This window comes from Luteimonas rhizosphaericola (assembly GCF_029888045.1).
GTDB classification, from domain to species: domain Bacteria; phylum Pseudomonadota; class Gammaproteobacteria; order Xanthomonadales; family Xanthomonadaceae; genus Luteimonas; species Luteimonas rhizosphaericola.
Window position 1 is genome coordinate 21,405 of record NZ_JARXRN010000006.1, and the last position, 17,657, is coordinate 39,061.

The window sequence follows — 17,657 nt, forward strand, 5'->3', positions numbered from 1 at the left end:
CCAGCGCCTGCATGCGGGTCTTCCACCCGGAGAACAGTTGCATCTTCATCGTTTGGGCCTCCGAGGTTGGGTTAGAGCGCGTCCGCGCCGATCTCGCCGGTGCGGATGCGGATGACCTGGTCGAGCGCGACGACGAACACCTTGCCGTCGCCGACCTTGCCCGTGCCCGCCGACTTGGTGATCGCCTCCAGCGCGGCATCGAACACGTCGTCCGAGACCGCCGCCTCGATCTTCAGCTTGGGCAGGAAGTCGACGACGTATTCGGCGCCGCGGTACAGCTCGGTATGGCCCTTCTGGCGGCCGAAGCCCTTGACCTCGGTGACGGTGAGTCCGGACACGCCGGCTTCGCCGAGCGCTTCGCGCACCTCGTCGAGCTTGAACGGCCGGATGATGGCGATGATGAGTTTCATGGCAGTGCGCCTCCTTCTGGGATGGGTCGGTCGCGCGGGTCAGAACGACTTCGACAGCGCCAGCACGATGGTCTCGTCCGGGCCGATCAGGTCGTTGTCGTTGTAGGACAGGCCGATGCCGAAGCCGTTGTCGAAGCCCTTGTCGACGCCCACTTTCCAGAACGCGTACGTGCCGGTGCCGGCAGTGCCCTTGACCCACTGCTTGCCGACCGCGGCGGTCGTGCTCCAGCCCTCGCCGAACTCGAACTTGCCGGACAGGTCGAGGTTGGTGCTGCCGTCCGAATCGGGGATGCCGAACAGGTCGGTCACCGCGTACCAGTACTTGGCGCTGAGGAACTTGTAGGTCAGGCCGACGTAGACCTCGGCGGTGTCGGCGTCGTTGAAGCCGGCCGGATAGTCGCCCGGGTACCAGTAGTAGTTCACGCCCACGTCGTAGCCGAAATCGCTTTCGCCGAAGCTGCCGGCGTAGCCGGCGAAGGCGTCGAGTTCGACCTGGCTGGAGATCTCCGGATCGGCATCGGACAGCCAGCTGATGCTGCTGCCCCAGCCGCCGACGTAGAAGCCGCTTTCGTGGTTCCAGGTGACGCCTGCCTGAAGCGCCGGTTCCTCGTTGGTCTGGGTGATGCCGCGGAACAGGTAGTCGCTGACCACCGTGACCGAACCGGACACTTCGGCGGCCGCGTTGCCGGCCATGAGCAGCCCGGCGGACAACAGGGTTGCAGCTGCGATCTTGCGTGACGACATGACAGGCTCCTCATTCTTGGAAAAATGGAAAAGCCCTCCCCGGTCTTGCATGTCTGCTCACCCGTGCCCGGCATCCCCATGCCTGGTGCGGGCGCCGGCGGGCGCTCTGCGGGCCCTGTCCGGTCCTTCTGGTTCCCTGGTTCCGTGCTCTCGAGCCGATGGATTCCGTTGGCGGTGGGAAAAACGCGGCCCGCGTGGGGGAGGGCCGCACGCCCGACGCATGCGCCGGACGCGTGAATCAGGAGAGCGTCCGGCACGCGCCGGACGCTCCCGGTGGATCAGACGCCGTAGTACAGCTGGTATTCCAGCGGGTGGGTCGCGGCGCGGAACTTGGTGACTTCCTGCATCTTCAGGTCGATGTAGCCGTCGATGAAGTCGTCGCTCATCACCCCGCCGGCCTTGAGGAAGTCGCGGTCGGCGTCGAGCGCGGCCAGCGCCTGGTCCAGGCTCGAGCACACCTGCGGGATCAGCTTCTCCTCTTCCGGCGGCAGGTCGTACAGGTCCTTGTCGCTGGGGCCGCCCGGATCGATCTGGTTCTTGATGCCGTCGAGGCCCGCCATCATCAGCGCGGTGAAGGTCAGGTAGCCCGACTGCAGCGGATCGGGGAAGCGCACTTCGATGCGGCGCGCCTTCGGGTTCGACACCCACGGGATGCGGCAGCTCGCCGAGCGGTTGCGGGCCGAGTAGGCCAGCATCACCGGGGCCTCGAAGCCGGGCACCAGGCGCTTGTAGCTGTTGGTGCCGGAGTTGGCGAAGGCGTTGATCGCGCGCGCGTGCTTGAAGATGCCGCCGATGTACCACAGCGCCATCTGCGACAGGCCGCCGTAGCCGTCGCCGGAGAACAGGTTCTGCCCGCCCTTGGCCAGCGACTGGTGCACGTGCATGCCGCTGCCGTTGTCGCCGACGATCGGCTTGGGCATGAAGGTCGCGGTCTTGCCGTTGCGGAAGGCGACGTTGCGGATCACGTACTTGGTGGCCAGCAGCTCGTCGGCCTTCTTCACCAGCGAGTTGAACTTGGTGCCGATTTCGCACTGGCCGGCGGTGGCCACCTCGTGGTGGTGCACCTCGGTCTCGATGCCGATCTGCTCGAGCGTCTTGACCATCTCGGCGCGCAGGTCGTGCAGCGAGTCGGTCGGGGCGACCGGGAAGTAGCCGCCCTTCACGCCCGGGCGGTAGCCGCTGTTGCCGCCCTCGTATTCCTTGCCCGTGTTCCAGGCCGCTTCCTCGGACTCGATCTGGAAGAAGGTGTGGCCCATCTCGTTGCCGAAGCGCACCGAGTCGAAGATGAAGTACTCGGGCTCGGGGCCGAAGAAGGCCTGGTCGGCGATGCCGCTGGACTTGAGGTAGGCCTCGGCACGCTTGGCGATGCCGCGCGGGTCGCGCGAGTAGCCCTGCATCGTGGCCGGATCGAGGATGTCGCAGGTCAGGTTGAGCGTGGGATCGGCGTAGAACGGATCCAGGTACGCGGTGGATGCGTCGGGCAGCAGGATCATGTCCGACTCGTTGATGCCCTTCCAGCCGCTGATCGACGAGCCGTCGAACATCTTGCCGTCCTCGAACAGGGAGGGCTCGACGATGTTCGCCGGGAAGGTGACGTGCTGCTGCACGCCGCGCATGTCCACGAAGCGCAGGTCGATGAATTCGACCTTGTGGTCCTTGATCAGCTTTTCGACATTCTCGAGCGACATCGGTGGAACTCCGGTTTGCGAAGGGTTGGTGCAGGATGTCGCAAGCGCCGTGCCAACGTTCGCCGATTCGTAACCGATTGATTCGAAAAGCTGGTGCGTCGGCAAATGTGCGGTCGCGCACACGAATGGTGAAGCGTTTGTGACGAACGCACCATGTTGGGGAGTGCAGACCGTAGGCTTGCCAGGGGCCTGCAGGGCGCCGACCATGCCCCGCCGCCGCCACGCCTGCCCCTCCATGGATCTGCTGTCCCTCGAACAGTTCGCCGGATGCCTCAACGAGACGTTCGCAGCCCGGATGCAGGGCATGGACGCGCCGTTCGTGCTGGTCGATGCGCAACCGCTGCCGCACCGCGGGCGGGATGCGGCGCGCGCACCCTTCTCGCTGATGTTCCGCAACGGCTCGCCCCTGCTGTTCCCGCAGCAGACCTATCGCATGCAGCATCCGCGGCTGGGCGAGCTGGATATCTTCCTGGTGCCGGTGGCCCGGGATCGCGAGGGCTTCCTCTACCAGGCGGTCTTCAACTGAGCCCGCCCTGCGGCGCGCTCAGTCCGCCGCGTGCCACTCCATCCGCAGGTACGGCGCGTTGCCACCGGCCTCGACGAAACCCAGGTGCGTGTAGAGCCGCCGCGCAGCGGCATTGTGCTGCAGCACATGCAGCGCCATGCCCCGGCCCTGGCACGTTGCATCGTGCTGCGCGGCCGCCAGCAGGGCGCGCCCGACCCCCTGCCCACGCGCATCGGCGAAGAGGCTGATGTCGACCACCAGGTGCATCGGTGCGGTGCGGCGCAGGTACAGGCGTCCGGCCGGCACGCCGCGGCGGCAGACGGCGAGGAACTCCGCGTCGGCGTACTCGGCCAGGTAATGCTGGTGCTGCAGCATGAATTGCTGGTGCAGGAAAGCACGCCTGGCGTGCCCCGGCCACGGCAGCGCCGCCATCTCGTCGGCCCGGGTGTCGGCGTACAGCTCTGCCAGCCAGGGCAGGTCGCCGTCGTCCAGCCAGCGCAGCGTGATCCCCTGCGCGGCCAGGACGCCGGCTGCGCGCAGGTGGTCGGGGCGCGGCACCCGAAACGCGTGGCTCACCGGACCGGTGCTTTCACGGGAACGAGGGAAAGATTCCCTGCAGGGCGATGCAGAAGTTGACGCCGAGGTAAGGCTGCCGGTTCTGGTGCGGGAAACCGCCGCCGTTGTTGGGCACCAGCATGTTCGGCGCCATCTGGGTGTCGAGCGGCGTCGTGCCGTACGTACGCGACATGGTGCTGCCTGCGAGGAACGACAGGCCACCGTTGCTGACCGGTGCGTGGCTGCCGCTTCCCGGCACCGTCTGCGACCACGCCCTGACGCCGTGCGAATGCACGGGCATCTGGGTCGACGCCAGGGCGACCTCCGCGGTCCCGAACGACTCGCCGAGCTGGCGAGTGCTCAGTCCCGGACCCTGGCCTTGCTGGCAGCCGGCGCGGCCCGCGAAGTTGGGCAGCTGGAAGGTGCTCGTTCCGTTGCCGCCGTACTGGATCCCGAGCAGCGAGAACAGCGCGGTGTTCTGCGCGATCGGCATGGTGCCGCCATTGCAGAACGCCCAGCCGTACGGATTGAAGTTGAAACCGAACATCTGGATCTCGCCGATGAAGGGTTCGCTCATGCTGGAATCCTCGTCCTCAGGCCTGTTCCGGCCAGATGCCGAACAGCGCGATGCAGTACTGCGTGGTCAGCGTCGGCATGCAGTTCTCGTGCGGCTGGTTGCCACCGGCCGTGGTGATCATCTGCGTCGACATCGCGACCGCATTGTTGCCCGCCGTGCTGTCGACGTAGAAGGTGTCGCCGCTCACCGCGCCGGGCAGCAGGGCAGTGCCGGGGGTGATCGCACTGGCGGCGGCCGTGGTCGCGATCATCGAGTGGGTGTGCGCCGGCATCTGCGTGGCGATCAGCGTGACCTGCTCGGTGCCGGCCCGCTCGCCCAGAACCCGCGTCGTCAGGCCGGGGCCCTGGCCCTGGTGCACCGGCACGCGGCCGCGCAGGTCGGGGACGGCGAACGAGTTCACCCCGTCGCCACCGTAGGTCGTGCCGATCAGCGTGAACAGCGCGTCGTTCTCGGCGATCGCCAGCAGGCTGCCGTCGCAGGCCTGCCATCCGACCGGTGTACGCGAGAAGCCGAACATCCGGATTTCGCCGATAAAGGGTTGGCTCATGTCAGCTGTGCTCCGAGGATGGGCCGGCGCGGCGTGAACGCGCCGGCGCTCGCGCAGGAATCAGTTGCGCGACGGGAAGACGCCCGACAGCGCGATGCAGAAGTTGATGCCCGTGTAGGGCTGCATGTTCGGATGGGCCTGCCCGTTGCCCGACGGCACCACCGTCTGCGCATCCAGCGCTACTACCGGCCCGTAGGCGCCGGCGTAGAGCGCGATCGCGTTGCCGTTGCCGTTGGTGCTGGTAGCGAACGTGCGGCCGCTGGGAACGCGGCTGTTGCCCGCGGCCGAGGACGCGGCCACCTGGTGCGTATGCGGCGGAAGGTTGGTCGGCAGCAGGGCCACGCTTTCGGCGCCACTCGCCTCTCCAATCGAAGTCGGGACCGGCTGCCACGCAGGGTCGACCGAGCTGGCGTAGCCGACCGGCGTGCGGCCGCGCAGGTCCGGCAACGCGAAGATCGTCGTGCCGTTGCCGCCGTACTGCGTACCAAGCAGCGAGAACAGCGCCTGGTTCTGGTTGATCGGCAGGAACTGGCCATTGCACTGCGCGAAATACTTCGGCGCGTAGCCGAATCCGGCCATCATGATCTGGCCGATGAAGAACTCGCTCATCGCGGTGACTCCCCTGTGCAGACGCGGATGCGCCAGCGCGACTAGCCTAGACGCAAACGCACGTTCATGAACAGGGGGCGCGCACGCGACGCGTGTCATTGCATGCGAATGCTGGTGTAATGCCGCGCACCAGGGGTGCGGGCGCATGCGAAGCCGGGGGTCGGCTGCAGGCGCCTGCCAGGGACGAACGGGTCGACCGGGCATCGATGCCCGGCGCTACAGGGGACGACAGTCATGCACAGTGTTCCGGGCCAGCGCGCCGTTGCCGGCGTGTTCCATCTTTCGTGGGTGCTGCTCCTCGCGAGCCTGCTGTGGTCGAGCGCGGCGCAGGCGCAAACCTCCAACTACTGTCCGGCACCGCTGACAGCTACGGTGGCGTATGGCGGTTCGACCCAGTTCGACGTCAGCGATTGCGACGGTTTTTTCGACAGTGGAATGAGTGACGGCCCGCCCGCCACGCCACCGCAGAACGGCAGCTACGTGATCGGACCCAACAGCGGTGGCGTGCAGTACGTCACGTACACACACGATGGCGATGGGGCCGAGACGAGCGACACCTTCACGCTGGCCGACGAAGACCTCAATCTGGTCAGGTTCGACATCACGATCCAGCCCCCGACCTCGGCGATCGTCATCTCTCCCAGCGCGGTGCCCCCGCTGATCGCCGGGACTCCCGTCGGCGTGACATTCACCGCCTCGGGCGGTTCCGACCCCTACACCTGGTCGCTGAGCAGCGGCGCCCTGCCTGCGGGCCTCAGCCTGACCAGCACGGGCCTGCTGTCCGGCACGCCGACCCAGCGCGGCGGCTACAGCTTCGAGATCCGCGCGGAGGACGCGCTCGGGGAGACGGTGGTCCGCGGCTACAGCGGAACCGTCCAGAACCCCACGCTCACGCTCGCGCCCACGACCGGGACCGCGGTCCAGGGCAACGCGTTCTCGCAGGCGCTGTCGACCAGCGGCGGCGTCGCCCCGCATGCCTACCAGGTGGAAACCGGCACCCTTCCGGCCGGGATCTCGATCTCGTCCACCGGCGTGGTCAGCGGCACCACCGCCGCGGCGCCCGGGAACTATCCCGTCACCCTGCGCGTGACCGATTCGAGCACCGGAGCGGGCCCGTACTTCGAGCTGGAGACCTACACCCTCACGGTGGCGTCGGCCCCCTCGCTGTCGATCGACGATGTCGACGCGAACGAGGGCGACGCGGGCAGCACCGGCTTCACGTTCACCATCAGCCTCGACGCACCCGCCGGACCCGGCGGTGTCAGCTTCGACATCGCCACCGCCGACGGCACCGCCAGCGCGGGCAGCGACTACGTGGCGTCGAGCCTCACCGGCCAGACCATTCCCGCCGGCACCAGCACCTACGTCTTCACCGTCTCGGTCACCGGCGACACCGCCAACGAGGCGGACGAGACGTTCTTCGTCAACGTCACCAACGCGACCGGAGCATCGGTCGCCGACGGCCAGGGCACGGGCACGATCCTCAACGACGACCCGCTGCCCACGATCGCCATCGGCGACGCCAGCGTGATCGAGGGCGCCTCGGGCACGGCCAGCGCCGTGTTCACGGTGTCCCTGGGCGTGGCCAGCGGCCAGCCGGTCAGCGTGAACTACGCGACCGCGGACGGCACCGCCACCGCGCCGTCCGACTACCTCGCGCAATCGGGCACGGTGAACTTCGCGGCCGGCCAGACCTCGCAGACGATCTCCGTGCCGGTGGTGGGCGATACCGTGGTCGAGCCCACGGAAACGTTCTTCGTGAACCTGTCGGGGGCCGTCGGCGCCACCATCGCCGACGGCCAGGGCGTGGGCACGATCGTCAACGACGACGTGGTGATCGCGGTGTCGCCCGTCACGCTGCCCAACGGCTCGGTCGCCTCGTCCTACAGCCAGACCCTGTCGGCGTCCGGCGGCACCGGCCCGTACACGTTCGCGGTCACCGCCGGCGCCCTGCCGCCGGGACTGGCCCTCGATTCCGGCGGCAGCCTCGCAGGCACGCCGAGCGGCGGCGGGTCGTTCAACTTCACCGTCACCGCGACCGACAGCGCCGCGTCGCCGGGTCCGTTCGCCGGATCGCGCTCGTACACGGTGATCATTGCCGCGCCCACCATCGACCTGCCGGCGGCCACGCTGCCGGACGCCAACCTCGGCAGCGCCTACACCGGCAGCATCGGGTCCGCCACGGGCGGCATCGCCCCGTACAGCTACGCGGTCACGGCGGGCGCGCTGCCCGCGGGGGTGACGCTCTCCGCCGCCGGCTCGCTCAGCGGCACGCCCACCGCCGTCGGCACCTTCAGCTTCAGCGTCACCGCCACCGACAGCAGCACCGGGACCGGACCCTACACCGCCACCCGCGGGTTCACGCTGCAGGTGACCGATCCGACGCCGGTGGCGAACGATTCCGCGCTGACGGTCCCGTATGGCGCACCCGCAACCTCGGTGCCGCTGACCCTGTCGGGCGGCGCGCCCGACAGCCTGGCGATCACGACCGCACCGGCGCACGGCACTGTGGTGGTCGCCGGCGTCACGATCACCTACCAGCCCGATGCGGGCTATGCGGGCGCGGACAGCTTCGCCTACACCGCGAGCAACGCCGGCGGCGTGTCGGCGCCGGCCACGGTCAGCGTGACGGTCGCCGATGCGGTCCTCGGCATCACCGCCTCCGGTCCGCTGACGGCCACCACCGCCGCGCCCTACAGCCAGACGTTCACCTTCGATGGCGGCGCCGCCCCCTGGAGCGGTTACCAGGTCGCCAACCTGCCCGACGGCCTCGCGATCACCGCCAGCGGCGCCGACTCGGTGACGGTGTCGGGCACGCCGAGCGAGGCCGGCACCTTCGCGCTGGACGTCTCGGCGACCGACAGCAGTTCGGGCAACGGACCGTACACCTACGCCGAAGTGTTCAACCTGGTGGTCGATGCCCCCGCGCTGGTCCTGGCGCCGGGCGCCGGCACGCTCGATGCGCCGTATGCGGCCGCGTTCTCGCAGGCGTTCGCCGCCGCCGGCGGCGTGGGCCCGTACACCTACGCGCTGACCGGCACCCTGCCCGCGGGGCTGGCGTTCGCCGGCGACACGCTCTCGGGCACGGCGACCGAACCGGGCAGCTACGCCATCACCGTGACCGCCACCGACACCGGCTCGACCGGCACCGGCGCGCCGTTCACCGTGAGCCAGGCCTACACCCTCGTGGTCGCCTCGCCCACGCTGGCGATCACGCCGGCGGCGCTCCCTGACGCGGTCGTGGGCGCGACCTACGCGCAGTCCATCGCCGCCAGCGGTGGCGTGGCCCCGTATGCGATCGCCCTCACGGCGGGCGCACTGCCCCCGGGCCTGACGCTCGCCGCGGACGGCGCCCTGGCCGGGGCACCCACCGAGGCGGGCACGTTCAATTTCACCGTGACCGCGACCGACGCCAACGGCCAGTCCGTCGACCGGGCCTACACGCTGGTCGTGGGCGATCCGGCCCTCGCGCTCGCGCCGGCCACCGGGACGCTGCAGGCTCCCTACGCCACCGCGTTCTCGCAGGCCTTCGTCGCCAGCGGCGGCATCGGGCCCTACACCTACGCGCTCGGCGGCACGCTGCCGGCGGGCATGGCGTTCTCGGGCGACACGCTCTCGGGCACGCCGACCGAACCGGGCAGCTACGCCATCACCGTGACCGCCACCGACACCGGCTCGAGCGGCGCCGGCGCGCCGTTCACGGTCAGCCGGGCGTACACGCTGGAGGTGCCGGCGCCGATCCTGGCCATCACCCCGGTGACGCTCCCGGACGCCACGGCGGGCGCGCCCTATCGCCAGGCGATCACCGCCAGCGGCGGCATCGCCCCGTACGCGTTCGCGGTCACCACGGGGACGTTGCCCGCCGGCCTGGCGCTGGCGGCGGACGGCGTCCTGTCCGGCACCCCCACCGGCGCGGGCACGTTCGATTTCACCTTGACCGCGACCGATGCCAACGGCCAGTCCGTCGACCAGGCCTATACGCTCGCGGTGGCGGCGCCGACGCTGTCGCTGCTGCCCGCGGCCGGCGCGCTGCCCGGCGCCACCGCGGGGATCGCATACCGCCAGGTGCTGCAGGTGGATGGCGGCGTCGCGCCGTACACGGCGACCCTCACGGGCGCGCTGCCGGCCGGCGTGGCGTTCGACGGCACCACGCTGGCGTTCTCCGGCACGCCGGTCGAGGCGGGACGCTACACCGTCACCGTCACGGTCACCGACAGCACCAGCGGCGCACCGGCGTCGGCCAGTGCGACCTACACCCTCGATGTCGCGGCGCCGACGCTGGCGTTGAGCCCCGACACCGTTCCGGCCGCCACCGGTGGCGTGGCCTGGCGCCAGACGTTCACCGCCAGCGGTGGCGTGGCGCCGTATCGCTACGCCCTGTCGTCGGGTGCCCTGCCCGACGGGCTGGCGCTGGATCCGGCCCGTGGCGTGGTGTCGGGCACGCCCACCGAGGCCGGCAGTTTCGCCTTCGCCATCACCGCCACCGACAGCACGACCGGCACCGCCGGCACGGTGACGATCGACTACGTGCTGGCGGTGACGGCGCCGGAGATCGTGATCGATCCCGACACGCTGCCCGAGGCGCTGCAGGCCTTCGCGTACGCCCAGGCCCTGAGCGCGCGCGGGGGCACGGCGCCGTACGCGTTCGCGATCGACGCCGGCACGCTGCCGGCTGGCCTGGCGCTGGCGGACGACGGGAGCCTGTCGGGCACGCCGGCCGAGGACGGCACCTTCGACTTCACCGTCCGCGCCACCGACGCGCTCGGCTTCAGCGGGACCCGACGCTACGCCCTGGTCGTGATCGCCCGGCCCGACCCGACCCGCGATCCGGAAGTGCGCGGCCTGCTCGATGCCCAGGCGGCCGCCACCCGTCGCTTCGCGAACAGCCAGATCGGCAACTTCCAGCAGCGCCTGGAGCAGCTGCATGGACAGTCGGGGACCGCGGGCCATCGCAACGGAATCACGCTCGCCAGCCGCGAGCAGTGCCCGGACAACCGGTTCTACGCGATCGAGCATCCCTGCCACGCGTCCAACCGCTCGCGCTGGCGCGATGCCGGCACCGATGACCGCCTGGCGCCGATGGACGAAGCCGACGGCGGTATGGACCCGGGCGGCACCCCGTCCACGTTCGGCACCTGGGCCGGCGGCACGCTGCGTTCGGGCAGTTTCGACGGCCAGGCCGGCGGGCGCGGGTTCGACTTCGAGACCGAAGGCGTGAGCGCGGGCATCGATACCCGCCTGCACCCGGGGCTGGTGGTGGGCGCGGGCCTGGGCTACGGCCAGGACAGCACCACGATCGGCGAACACGGCTCCCACCTGCGCGGCAAGGCGTGGACGCTGGCGCTGTACGGCAGCCTGCAGCCGCGCGGATCGGTCTTCATCGACGGCCTGGCGGGCTACCAGCGCCTGGATTTCGACATGGAGCGCTACCTCACCGCGACCGGCGGATCGGTCCAGGGCCGGCGGGACGGCGACCAGCTGTTCGCCTCTGTGTCGGTCGGCACCGCCATCGCCCGCGACGCCTGGCAGTTCACGCCCTACGCGCGCCTGGACGCGATGCGCGGCGCACTCGCGCGCTACACCGAGCAGGGCGACGACACCTGGGCGCTGTCGTACGGCGAACAGGACGTCGACACCACCACCGGCAACCTCGGTCTGCGCATGCAGTTCCGCCGCGGGACTGGCTGGGGTGCGTTCTCGCCGCAGCTGAGGGTCGAGTACCAGCACGACCTGACGGCCGCGGGCGGCGCGTCGATGCGCTATGCCGACGGCCTGGGGCCGGTGTACCTCACCGAGGTGGACGGGTTCGACCGCAGCCGCCTGATGCTGGGGCTGGGCCTGCTGTTCGACCTCGGCCGCTATTCCATCCAGGTCGACTATCGTGGCGTGGTCGGCAGCGGCGAACAGCGCGACAACGCCGTGCAGTTGATGTTCCAGGGCGGGCGCTGACCGCCGCGGCCGCCGTCCTCCGGGGCGGCGGGCCGGGGCGGCGCCGTCGCCGATCCACGCGTCCGCGGCGTCGATCCGCCGCGGGGGCTCCATCGTCAGGGGAAACAGGCATGGTGCGTTCGGGTTGGATGGCACAGGTACTGCGACTGGTCCGGCGCGACCGCGACGGCCATCGCGGCGACGACGATGCGGCGTCCCTCGGGGCCGGACCGCCGCGCGATGGCGCGCGACGCCGCGTGCTGCAGGCGGGACTGGCCGGCGCCACCGCCGCCGGTGCCGGCGCGCTCGCACCTCCGCTGCTGGCGGCGGGCCCGCGCGATGCGCGCGCGGTCTATGCGCGGCTCACCAACATCCGCGGCGTGGCCGTGGTCGGCGCCGGGCTGGCCGGGCTGGCCTGCGCCACCGAGCTCGCACGCAACGGGGTGCCGGCGCGCGTGTTCGAGGCGGCGCAGCGGGTCGGCGGCCGCTGCCGGTCGGCGCGCGGCCTGTTCCCCGGCCAGGTGGCCGAACACGGCGCCGAATTCATCGGCGCCTCGCACCACGCCATGCTGGGCTACGCGCGTGCGCTGGATCTGCCGCTCGAAACCGTGGACGCCGGTGCCGGCCAGGCGTTCCACCACTTCGCCGGCCAGCGCCATGGCGAGGCGGAGATCGCCGCGGAGCTGCGCGCATTCGCCGACTTCATCCAGGAGGACCTGGTCACGCTGGGCGCGCCCGATGCGCATCGCTTCGACCCGCGCGCCGAAGCGCTGGATTTCATGACCCTGGCCGAATACCTGGACCTGTACGGCGCCGGCGCCCTGCTGCGCGGGGTGCTGGACAACGCGGTGCGGGGCGAGTTCGGCAGCGAACTGGACGAGGTGAGCGCGCTGGGCTTCCTGCGCTTCGTGCACCACGACCGGCGCGGCAAGTTCGGTGTCGGCCCCGGCCGCGGCGGATCGCTGCGGGTGGTGGGCGGCAACGACCTGATCGCCACCGGCCTGGCCGCCCGCCTGCCGCAACCGGTCGAGCACGGGCATCGCCTGGTGGCGCTGGACCGCCGCTTCGGCGGCAGCCTGCGGCTGACATTCGAGGCCGGCGGCCGCTACGTGCAGCGCGACTACGACGCGGTGGTGCTGGCGCTGCCGTTCACGGTGCTGCGCGAGGTGGAGTTCGGCGGCGGCATCGCGCTGCCGCCGTCCAAGCGGCACGCGATCGCCAATGCCGAGATGGGCGACGCCGGCCGCCTGCTCGTCGGCTTCCGGCACCCGTACTGGCGCACGCAGGGCGCCAGCGGCAGCGGTAGCAGCGACCTGCCGCACCTGCAGCACACCTGGGAAACGAATCCCGTGCGCGGCAGCCGCAGCGGTGCGGTGCTCGCCCAGCAACTGGGCGGACAGGCCGCGCGCGCGCTGCGGCCCGGCAGCGTGCAGCTCGACGCCGCCGCGTTCGTGGCCTCGCTCGAACGGGTGCTGCCCGGCGCGGCCGCGGCCGCCAGCCGCGATCGCCGCGGCCGCCTGCTGGCGAGCAGCGAGAACTGGAGCCTGGATCCGCTCAGCCGTGGCGCCGTGCCGCGGCCGCAGCCGGGCTACTTCACCACCCTCGCGCACACCGAGGCCACGCCGGTGGAGAACCTGATGTTCGCCGGCGACCACACCAGCAGCTTCTACGAATGGCAGGGCTTCATGGAAGGCGCCGTGCTGTCGGGACTGCGCGCGGCCGGCGAGGCCTGCAACCGCATGTGGGGCCGCTGAGGGGACAGCGCGGCGGCGGGCGCGTCGGCACGATCCGGTATCCTGCCCGCCCGCCGGCCGAAGGGTTTCCATGTCCGATCCGCTGTCCGCCCTCCTGCTGGGCATCCTCGAAGGGCTGACCGAATTCCTGCCGGTGTCGAGCACCGGCCACCTGCTGATCGCCCAGCACTGGCTCGGCGCACGCTCGGACTTCTTCAACATCGTGATCCAGGCCGGCGCGATCCTGGCGATCACGCTGGTGTTCCGGCAGCGGATCTGGGCGCTGGCCACGGGCCTGGGCGACCCGGCCAACCGCGACTACGCGGCCAAACTCGCGGTGGCGTTCCTGGTCACCGCACTGGTCGGGCTGCCGGTGCGTCTTGCGGGCTGGGAACTGCCGGAGACGGTGACGCCGATCGCGTGGGCGCTGATCCTGGGCGGGGTGTGGATGATCGTCGCCGAGCGCGTGGCCGAACGCCGCGGCGACGGCACCCACGTGACCTGGACGGTGGCGGTGCTGGTGGGCCTGGCGCAGGTGGTGGCGGGGGTGTTTCCCGGCACTTCGCGCTCGGCCGCGGCGATCTTCATGGCGATGCTGGCGGGACTGGGCCGGCGTTCTTCCGCCACCGAGTTCGTGTTCCTGGTCGGCATCCCGACGATGTTCGCCGCCAGCGGCTACGCCTTCCTCGAACTGTGGACCGACGGCGGCCTGGGCGGCGAGGCCTGGGGCGACGTGGCGCTGGCCTTCGCCGCGGCGACGGTCACCGGCTTCGTGGTGGTGAAATGGCTGCTGGGCTACATCAAGCAGCACCGGTTCACCGGGTTCGCCGTATACCGGATCGTGCTGGGCGCGGCGCTGCTGCTGTGGCTGCCGGTGGGCGACTGAGCACCGGGACGACCTGGAGCGCGGCGCCTCGCGCGCCACGCCTTCACCATTACGCACCGGCCTCCGTGGCCCGCCCCCTGCCCTGTCGAGCGACCGTGCCGTCGAGCCAGACGCGGGGGACCGGCGTCCGACCGGCGGACGGACACATGTCGAACTGCGCCGGCATGCTTCGTCGTCCATGACATGGGCGCGCGCAGTCACGCACGCCTACCCGTCCCGCCAATCCCCGGCACGCCCGGAACAGGAGTCCCGATGTCCAACGCAAACAGCGTCAACTGGTTCGAGATCTACGTCCAGGACATGGCGCGCGCGCGCGCGTTCTACGAAGCCGTGCTGCAGATCCGGCTCGAAGCCCTGAAGCTGCCCGAGGGCGGCGACGACGGGCTGGAGATGTGGTCGTTCCCCGGCGACATGGAGCGCTACGGCGCCAATGGCGCGCTGTGCGCGATGCCAGGCGGCCCGTCCGGCGTCGGCGGCACCCTGGTCTACTTCGCCTGCGAAGACTGCGGCGTGACCGCCGCGCGCGTGGCCGGCGCCGGCGGCCGGGTGGAACGCGAGAAGATGTCGATCGGCGAGTACGGCAACATCGCACTGGTGATCGACACCGAGGGCAACATGATCGGCCTGCATTCGATGCAGTAGCCCATCCCGGGCCGTCACTGCGCACGGCCCGCGTCCCGCGCACCCGCCGACGCCGCCTCCATCGCGGGGCGCCTGCATGCGCGCCACGTCGATCCGACGGTCGACGTGGCCTCGCCCGCCTTTCTTGCCCGACAAGGTTGCCTACGATGCGCCACCGCCTGTGCCTGCCAGTGCTGCTGTCCGCCGCCCTCGCCTGTCCCGCGACCGCCGCCGAGGTGACCTACGAGCTCGACCCGGCCCACACCTTCCCGAGCTTCGAGGCCGACCATCTCGGCGGGCTGTCGGTCTGGCGCGGGAAGTTCAACCGCAGCCGCGGCACCGTGGTGCTCGATCGCGCTGCGGGCAACGGACGGCTGGAGGTGGAGATCGACACCGACAGCATCGACTACGGCCTGGACGAGATGAATGCGCACGCGCGCGGCGAAGGCCTGCTCGACACCGCGCGCTGGCCGCAGGCACGCTACACCGGCACGTTCGCTGGCTTCGTCGACGGACGACCCACGCGCGTGGAGGGCGAACTGAGCCTGCGCGGCGTCACCCGCCCCCTCACGCTCGAGATCGGCAGCTTCAAGTGCATGCCGCACCCGCTGCACCGGCGCGAACTGTGCGGCGCCGACGCGGTCGCCACGTTCCAGCGCGACGCCTTCGGCATCGATGCCGGCAAGGACTATGGCTTCGACATGACGGTGACATTGCGGATCCAGGCCGAAGCGGTGGCCGTGGACGCCGCCGCGCCGGAAGGCTAGGCGCGGCCGGTCGCGCGCGTCACGCCAGCGCGGCGTCGGCGCGCGCCAGCAGCAGGCCGCGTTCGCGCGCGTTGCGGGTCATCTCCGCCGCGCGCAGGAATTCGGCTCGCGCTTCCTCGCCCCGCCCGAGCTTGTGCAGCAGGTCGCCGCGCACCGCGGGCAGCAGGTGGTAGCTGCGCAGCGCAGGCGCGTCCACCAGCGCATCGACCAGCGCCAGTCCGTCGGCCGGGCCGGTGTGCATCGACACCGCGACCGCGCGATTGAGCGCCACCACCGGCGTCGGCGCGAGTTCGGCGAGCGCGTCGTACAGCGCGACGATCCGCGCCCAGTCGGTGGTGTCCACGCTGGCGGCGCGCGCATGGCAGGCCGCGATCGCCGCCTGCAGGGTGTACGGCCCCGGTCCGCCTGCGGCGCGTTCGGCCTGCGCCAGCGCGCGCAGGCCGCGTTCGATGGCCTCGTGGTCCCAGCGCGAACGGTCCTGGTCCTGCAGCAGCACCGGTTCGCCATCCGGGCCCGTGCGCGCGGCGGCGCGCGAGGCCTGCAGCTCCATCAGCGCCAGCAGCCCGAACGTCTCCGGCTCGCCCGGCGCCAGCCCGACCAGCAGCCGCCCCAGGCGCAGCGCCTCGGCGCACAGCGCCGGCCGCATCCAGTCGTCGCCGGCGGTGGCCGCGTAGCCTTCGTTGAACACCAGGTACACCACACCCAGCACCGCCGACAGGCGTTCGGGCAGCTCGTCGCGGCGCGGCACCTCGAACGGCACGTCGGCCTCGCCGAGCGTGCGCTTGGCGCGCACGATGCGCTGTGCGACCGTGGCTTCCGGCACCAGGAACGCGCGCGCGATCTCGTCGGTGGTCAGGCCGCACAGCAGGCGCAGGGTGAGCGCGGTGCGCGCCTCGACCGACAGGATCGGATGGCAGGCGACGAAGATCAGCCGCAGCAGGTCGTCGCCGATGTCGTCGTCCAGCGACTCCTCGCGCGCGGCGTGCAGCTCGTCGTGCAGGCCGTCGAGCTCCTGCGCGATCTGCGCATGCTTGCGCAGCCGCAGCTGGTGCCGGCGCAGGTGGTCGATCGCGCGATGCTTGGCGGTCGCCATCAGCCACGCGCCAGGGTTGTCAGGCAGGCCCGCGTCGGGCCAGCGCTCCAGCGCGGTGACCAGCGCGTCCTGCGCCAGTTCCTCGGCGAGGTCCAGGTCGCGCACCATGCGCATCAGCGCGGCGACCACCTTCGGCGATTCTTCGCGCCAGACGGCATCGATGCGGCGCTGCAGGTCGGACTGGGCCATGGCGGCGTATCAGACCACCGCCCGCGCGCGCGGTGCAAGTCGCGACGGTCATGGCGCACGCCCCGCAGCAGTGCCGCGCCTGGCGCCGCCCTTCGCTGCGCCGGCGTCCGGCCGGTCCGGTGGAACCCGGGTTGCACGCGCCGCTCGCGCCGGCGCTACCGGCGGCGCGCGCTGCTCTGGCGCCGCGTCGGCCACCAGACGATGCCGCACCAGCAGCCCGAGCAGGCTCATCCTCCTGCCCCGCGGCCGGCCGTCGGCGTGTGCGTCGCGGTCACGACGGCATCTGGCGCATGTGCACCAGTTCCCACACGTGGCCGTCCGGATCGACGAAGCCGTGGCCGTACATGAAGTCCTGGTCCTGCGCGCTGCGATGCGCCTGCCCACCGGCAGCGACCGCCTGGGCCACCAGCGTGTCGACCTTCTGGTCGCTGTCGCACGACAGGCACACCAGCACTTCGGTCTGCCGTCGCGCATCGACGATGGCGCGGTCGGTGAAGGTGGCGAAGGACGGTTCGACCAGCAGCATCACGAAACTGTCCTCGCCGACGATCATGCAGGTGGCGTTCGCATCGTTGAATTGCGGATTGAAGCTGAAGCCGAGCGCGGTGAAGAACGCGACCGAGGTGCCGAGATGCCTGACCGGCAGGTTGACGAAGATCTTGCGTGGCATGGGTGCTCCGGTCGACATGATCGGGCGGGGACGCGTTGCGCGCGGGCGTGGTGCGGGTGCTTGGCCGCACCCTCGCCCGGACGACGAAGCGGCGACGCGCGGATCGACATCGCGGCACCGCCGCGGCCGAAGGCG

At 71.0% G+C, this 17,657-nt stretch carries 14 protein-coding genes and 1 pseudogene; 6 read left to right on the forward strand and 9 right to left on the reverse strand.

The window, feature by feature from the left end:
* Positions 1-71: 71 nt before the first annotated feature.
* The 3 genes from QFW80_RS00210 to glnA form a co-directional block, all read right to left on the reverse strand.
* A complete protein-coding gene (locus QFW80_RS00210) occupies positions 72-410 on the reverse strand; it encodes a P-II family nitrogen regulator (RefSeq protein WP_280577623.1) in 339 nt (112 codons plus the stop codon).
* Between the two features lie 39 nt (positions 411-449).
* Complete coding sequence (locus QFW80_RS00215) at positions 450-1,154, reverse strand: TorF family putative porin (protein ID WP_280598847.1); 705 nt, start codon at positions 1,152-1,154, stop codon at positions 450-452.
* Between the two features lie 278 nt (positions 1,155-1,432).
* Positions 1,433-2,842 carry a type I glutamate--ammonia ligase gene (gene glnA, locus QFW80_RS00220; protein ID WP_280598849.1) on the reverse strand — a complete coding sequence of 470 codons (1,410 nt, stop codon included), beginning with the start codon at positions 2,840-2,842 and terminating at the stop codon, positions 1,433-1,435.
* A gap of 235 nt (positions 2,843-3,077) precedes the next feature.
* On the opposite strand from glnA, the gene QFW80_RS00225 reads away from it, so the two are divergent.
* On the forward strand, positions 3,078-3,368 hold the full coding sequence (locus QFW80_RS00225; protein WP_280598850.1) for a DUF6916 family protein: 291 nt from the start codon (positions 3,078-3,080) through the stop codon (positions 3,366-3,368).
* Between the two features lie 18 nt (positions 3,369-3,386).
* Here QFW80_RS00225 and QFW80_RS00230 read toward each other — a convergent pair whose 3' ends face one another.
* Genes QFW80_RS00230 through QFW80_RS00245 form a run of 4 tightly spaced genes read right to left on the reverse strand, consistent with a single transcriptional unit; the run spans position 3,387 to position 5,635 of the window.
* Entirely contained in the window at positions 3,387-3,923 is a 537-nt protein-coding gene (locus QFW80_RS00230; protein WP_280598851.1) for a GNAT family N-acetyltransferase, read from the reverse strand.
* 13 nt (positions 3,924-3,936) lie between these two features.
* On the reverse strand, positions 3,937-4,479 hold the full coding sequence (locus tag QFW80_RS00235) for a phage tail protein (protein ID WP_280598853.1): 543 nt from the start codon (positions 4,477-4,479) through the stop codon (positions 3,937-3,939).
* A 16-nt stretch (positions 4,480-4,495) separates the two neighbouring features.
* A complete protein-coding gene (locus QFW80_RS00240) occupies positions 4,496-5,026 on the reverse strand; it encodes a phage tail protein (RefSeq protein ID WP_280598855.1) in 531 nt (176 codons plus the stop codon).
* Positions 5,027-5,086: 60 nt separating this feature from the next.
* Entirely contained in the window at positions 5,087-5,635 is a 549-nt protein-coding gene (locus QFW80_RS00245) for a phage tail protein (RefSeq protein ID WP_280598857.1), read from the reverse strand.
* Positions 5,636-6,277: 642 nt separating this feature from the next.
* On the opposite strand from QFW80_RS00245, the pseudogene QFW80_RS00250 reads away from it, so the two are divergent.
* The 5 genes and pseudogenes from QFW80_RS00250 to QFW80_RS00270 all read left to right on the forward strand — a co-directional run.
* Positions 6,278-11,584, forward strand: a pseudogene (locus QFW80_RS00250) (putative Ig domain-containing protein); the annotation flags it as partial.
* Between the two features lie 110 nt (positions 11,585-11,694).
* Positions 11,695-13,317, forward strand: coding sequence for a flavin monoamine oxidase family protein (locus QFW80_RS00255; protein WP_280598859.1), 1,623 nt, complete (start codon positions 11,695-11,697; stop codon positions 13,315-13,317).
* A 70-nt stretch (positions 13,318-13,387) separates the two neighbouring features.
* Positions 13,388-14,182 carry an undecaprenyl-diphosphate phosphatase gene (locus tag QFW80_RS00260; RefSeq protein ID WP_280598861.1) on the forward strand — a complete coding sequence of 265 codons (795 nt, stop codon included), beginning with the start codon at positions 13,388-13,390 and terminating at the stop codon, positions 14,180-14,182.
* 252 nt (positions 14,183-14,434) lie between these two features.
* Positions 14,435-14,824 (forward strand): VOC family protein, encoded by a 390-nt coding sequence (locus tag QFW80_RS00265; RefSeq protein WP_280598863.1) that lies wholly within the window; start codon positions 14,435-14,437, stop codon positions 14,822-14,824.
* A gap of 146 nt (positions 14,825-14,970) precedes the next feature.
* Positions 14,971-15,570, forward strand: coding sequence for a YceI family protein (locus tag QFW80_RS00270; RefSeq protein ID WP_280598864.1), 600 nt, complete (start codon positions 14,971-14,973; stop codon positions 15,568-15,570).
* A 19-nt stretch (positions 15,571-15,589) separates the two neighbouring features.
* Here the strand turns inward: QFW80_RS00270 and QFW80_RS00275 are convergent, their stop codons facing one another.
* Entirely contained in the window at positions 15,590-16,852 is a 1,263-nt protein-coding gene (locus QFW80_RS00275) for an RNA polymerase sigma factor (protein ID WP_280598865.1), read from the reverse strand.
* A gap of 271 nt (positions 16,853-17,123) precedes the next feature.
* Positions 17,124-17,522: a VOC family protein gene (locus QFW80_RS00280; RefSeq protein ID WP_280598866.1), complete on the reverse strand. Its 399-nt coding sequence runs from the start codon at positions 17,520-17,522 to the stop codon at positions 17,124-17,126.
* Positions 17,523-17,657: the final 135 nt, after the last annotated feature.

Excerpts from the sequence above, each read along its gene's own strand:
- QFW80_RS00255 (WP_280598859.1), top strand. The coding sequence starts at position 11,695 with ATGGTGCGTTCGGGTTGGATGGCACAGGTACTGCGACTGGTCCGGCGC.
- QFW80_RS00235 (WP_280598853.1), bottom strand. The coding sequence starts at position 4,479 with ATGAGCGAACCCTTCATCGGCGAGATCCAGATGTTCGGTTTCAACTTC.
- QFW80_RS00215 (WP_280598847.1), bottom strand. The coding sequence starts at position 1,154 with ATGTCGTCACGCAAGATCGCAGCTGCAACCCTGTTGTCCGCCGGGCTG.
- QFW80_RS00260 (WP_280598861.1), top strand. The coding sequence starts at position 13,388 with ATGTCCGATCCGCTGTCCGCCCTCCTGCTGGGCATCCTCGAAGGGCTG.
- QFW80_RS00270 (WP_280598864.1), top strand. The coding sequence starts at position 14,971 with ATGCGCCACCGCCTGTGCCTGCCAGTGCTGCTGTCCGCCGCCCTCGCC.
- glnA (WP_280598849.1), bottom strand. The coding sequence starts at position 2,842 with ATGTCGCTCGAGAATGTCGAAAAGCTGATCAAGGACCACAAGGTCGAA.
- QFW80_RS00280 (WP_280598866.1), bottom strand. The coding sequence starts at position 17,522 with ATGCCACGCAAGATCTTCGTCAACCTGCCGGTCAGGCATCTCGGCACC.
- QFW80_RS00240 (WP_280598855.1), bottom strand. The coding sequence starts at position 5,026 with ATGAGCCAACCCTTTATCGGCGAAATCCGGATGTTCGGCTTCTCGCGT.
- QFW80_RS00265 (WP_280598863.1), top strand. The coding sequence starts at position 14,435 with ATGTCCAACGCAAACAGCGTCAACTGGTTCGAGATCTACGTCCAGGAC.
- QFW80_RS00245 (WP_280598857.1), bottom strand. The coding sequence starts at position 5,635 with ATGAGCGAGTTCTTCATCGGCCAGATCATGATGGCCGGATTCGGCTAC.
- QFW80_RS00275 (WP_280598865.1), bottom strand. The coding sequence starts at position 16,852 with ATGGCCCAGTCCGACCTGCAGCGCCGCATCGATGCCGTCTGGCGCGAA.
- QFW80_RS00210 (WP_280577623.1), bottom strand. The coding sequence starts at position 410 with ATGAAACTCATCATCGCCATCATCCGGCCGTTCAAGCTCGACGAGGTG.
- QFW80_RS00225 (WP_280598850.1), top strand. The coding sequence starts at position 3,078 with ATGGATCTGCTGTCCCTCGAACAGTTCGCCGGATGCCTCAACGAGACG.